This window comes from Mycobacterium sp. (assembly GCF_032162105.1).
Taxonomy (GTDB): Bacteria; Actinomycetota; Actinomycetes; order Mycobacteriales; family Mycobacteriaceae; genus Mycobacterium.
In genome coordinates, this window is the sequence record NZ_JAVRPS010000345.1 from 1 (window position 1) to 3,452 (window position 3,452).

At 62.9% G+C, this 3,452-nt stretch carries 4 protein-coding genes; 3 read left to right on the top strand and 1 reads right to left on the bottom strand.

The features are described 5' to 3' along the window. Positions 1-294: 294 nt before the first annotated feature. Positions 295-1,029: a hypothetical protein gene (locus QOC69_RS17655; RefSeq protein ID WP_526441857.1), complete on the bottom strand. Its 735-nt coding sequence runs from the start codon at positions 1,027-1,029 to the stop codon at positions 295-297. A gap of 37 nt (positions 1,030-1,066) precedes the next feature. On the opposite strand from QOC69_RS17655, the gene QOC69_RS17660 reads away from it, so the two are divergent. The 3 genes from QOC69_RS17660 to QOC69_RS17670 all read left to right on the top strand — a co-directional run. Then, positions 1,067-1,405 carry a hypothetical protein gene (locus QOC69_RS17660; RefSeq protein WP_526441859.1) on the top strand — a complete coding sequence of 113 codons (339 nt, stop codon included), beginning with the start codon at positions 1,067-1,069 and terminating at the stop codon, positions 1,403-1,405. A gap of 898 nt (positions 1,406-2,303) precedes the next feature. Continuing rightward, complete coding sequence (locus QOC69_RS17665; RefSeq protein WP_526441861.1) at positions 2,304-3,095, top strand: hypothetical protein; 792 nt, start codon at positions 2,304-2,306, stop codon at positions 3,093-3,095. Between the two features lie 151 nt (positions 3,096-3,246). Continuing rightward, on the top strand, positions 3,247-3,452 hold a 206-nt coding region (locus QOC69_RS17670; protein ID WP_526441863.1), incomplete at its 3' end, for a glutamate-cysteine ligase family protein.

Below are 3,452 nucleotides of genomic sequence, written 5' to 3' on the forward strand. Positions count from 1 at the left end.
CTTCTGCCCAGTCGTCGCCGACGAACAGCATCGATTGACCTCCCTTGGTTCAGAACCGATGGAACCTGTTCGAGCCTAAGGACATCCGGCGGCGACCTAATGGATCAGTGCTCGAAACGGCACGACATCCCATGAGCGCTACAGATGACCTCACCAACCGGCCGGGGCAACGATCTAACACTAGGAATCGACCTTCACTCCAGGCGACAACAATGCTCACCGGCTGGTGGCTCGGTGATCAGCCTCCCGCTCAAGAACCAAGATCCCTGTTAAGGACACGCTGATCGGTTCCCATTAGGCGACGGCTTGAGAACCGTCTCCAATGTTCGGCGGTGCGACGCGCCATCTCGGCGGCCGCAGGGCAACCAGTGAGCCCGACCGAACCACACCGATCGGCCCAGAGGCCGCCAAGTGCGCGATGCCCGACATGCGCAGGGCCCGACCGGCTTTGGCCTGGCGATATCCGATGTGCATCCCTGCCACGACAGGTATGACGAGTCCGACGAGGCCGGGTAGGGCAGCCGCGAACATGGCCGACAACGAGACCGCGACGATGACCTGGCCGTAGGAATGCAGGAACGTCTGCAACCCTTCTGGCAGGGCCGCGTCGGGTTCGAACCGCGCGGCCTCGGACGTCGACGACGTGTCCGCCAGCGCGCCGGTCGTGCCGAATGCGGATGCCGCGCTGTCCGAACGCATTTGGTTCGTGCCGTCCAACAGCGACGGGATCTCGGTTGCCTTGCCGGCGAATGACGAGCCGGAAGTTTGCGTCAGTAGTTGCAAGATCTGCATCGGCGACAATGCGGGCCCGCCACGGGCGGACGATCGGTTTCGGGTGCTCACGCCGTCGGTTACGAGTTGATCCTCGGTGACGGTGATACCCAGCAGGGGCGCCAAGTCGGCGGGAAGCTGTGTGAGCGGAGCAACAGCGTCGGTGGTCGAGATGAGCTCTTCTTCCAGCACGCTGGTGACCTCGGGGATCGGCGCCGCCGGATCCGGGATCGACGCGGTGTCACTCGAGCTCGACACACCTAGGCTCGTATCCTGCTCCAAGAGATTGGGTGCGATGGACGCAGCGGTCGTGTCCGATGACGCCGTGTCCGACGTCGACGGGACCTGGTCGGAACCCGATGCCGCCGCGTCGTTGGACGGCATCACGGGCAACGCGTTGTCGGTTGTGACCGCGGCGGAGGCGTCGGACGTAGGTGGAAGGTCGTCGGTCGGCGGGGTGTCTGTCGGGGACGGCTGCAGCTCGTTGGTCGTAGGCGGTGACGCCACTTCGCCAGTTGGTGCGGCGTCGGTCGGAGGTGTCGGGTCGCTGGCCGGCGCCCCATCGTCGTTGGTCGCCGCCGCGTCGGTCTCCGAGGGAGATTCGGTGGTCGCCGCGGCATCGGCAGAGACCTGACGGGCGCCGACTGTCCTTGTCGCACTCCGGATGATCTGCGTTGCCGGTTTGGAGACCGGGTCGCCGTGGTCGGTGCTTGAGCGGGGGGCAGGTTGTTGGCTCAATCCGAGCGTGATCGCCGCGTTGTCATGCGCTGAATGCACTTCGCCTCCGGTCGCGGCGCCGTGCTCAGTGCCACTTCCACTGCTAGCGGCATAACCCTTTGCGGCAGAAGAACTGTCGGTGTCTTTGGTGGCGTCGGATCCGGCATCGGCGAACGCGGTCGCGCCACCGGCACTCACCAATAGGTAGGCCGCAAGCAACCACGCGCCCGCTGCAATACACCTACGTGAAGACGTCAAGCCGTTCTCCCCGCGCCATACGAAAGCTCCCCACCCGCGTCCGACAGTCCTAGCAGTGTGGCATGAAGTTCGGTCACGAGCACAAGGATGCGTATCCGCATGCCACGAAGATGTCGCGCAACAACGCGAACGCACAATCGACTCAGTTCAGATGACATTTCGGCAGGTCCTGCAGGGCAGTCGATTCCACTTAGCTCCACCAGAATCCACGCAGCTAGGGGCGGTAACTTGCCGTAGCTGATCACCTCAGCGGTGACGTGCCGCTCCGCTGGAACACTCATGCCGTCCGGTTCGATTCCGCAGCACACGCCTCGTTGGTCGATGGTCAGTTCCGGTCCGCTCGGTTCTTGCCGTGTAGCGACTGCGTCGCCGTCAGACGTCGCCCTCCCTCGACGCCTTCGCCTCAACGTCGGGATGGTCCCGAACGCCCGACTGTATCGACAGCAACTTCGTCATTTCACTGCTCCTCAGTCGAGGTCAGGTGTCATGCTGACATCCAGACCCAGGCCGCGTCGTGGAGCGCACATGATCACCTTCGCCAACCACATGCACGTGCTATGACCAAATTCTTCCGCGGCAACCCGCGCCTTCTCTTTCAGGCGCTGCCGGTCGCGTTCGGGGTGATCCTCCTGAAATGGCTGTACGACGAGAGCTCGGCCAGGCACCTGGAACTCAGTCCACTGCTGACCGGAGTCATCGCGGCCGAGGTGTTCATCGTGGGGTTCATGCTTGCCGGTACAACGGGCGACTTCAAGGAGGCCGAACGCCTTCCCGGTGAGCTGGCTGCCAGCCTTGAGACGGTCGCGGATGAGTGCTTGATCATCGATGCCGAGCTCAAGCTGCCCGAGGCGCGGCAATGTGTGGCGCAGCTTGTCGAGATCGGGAACTCGGCGCATCGGTGGCTGCTGCAGAACGAGGACTTGGACGAGGTTATGGCCAACCTGCGGGCGCTGAACCCGCTGTTCACGGTGTTCGCGCCGAAGATCCAGGCGGGTTTCACGACTCGGTTGAAGTCCGAGCAGGCGACCATGCGCAGGCTGGTGATCCGGATGGACACGATGCGCCGGACGTCGTACGTGTCGGCGGGCTACCTCATCGCCGAGATCACAGCCTTGGTGATCCTCGTGTTGTTGCTGATCACCCAGATCGGCGAGATAACCCCGACAGTACTGGTGGTCGGGGTGATCAGCTTCCTACTCTTCTACGCGCTGGCGTTGATTCGGGACCTCGATAACCCGTTCGAGTACCACGATGGTAAGCCCGGTGCAGCGGACGTAAATCTAGAGGTGCTCGAACACAGTGAGGATCGGCTCCGTGGCTTGCTCACGACGATGGTTGCTTCGGCTTAGCGAAGCGAACGAACACCGCGCGGTGTTGACGGCGTCGACATGTGTCGATGGATCCGACCCACATCTGGCTCATGGCGAGCATCCGCGCCCGAAGGAATCGCGCCGGGCCTCCCTTAACATCGATGTATTGGGCGTCAATTAGCGTGTTGAAATGCCAGGCGTAACGCTGCGGACGATGGGCGTCGAGGAGGAATTTCATCTCGTCGACCTCAAGTCCAGGCGCCTGACTGCTCGCGCACCGGAATTGCTTGCCGAGTTGTCCGATAGCTATGTGGCCGAGCTGCAACGGTGCGTGGTCGAGTTGAATAGCGGCGTCGTCGACACGCTCGAGGGTCTGCGCGCCGACCTGCAGAATCA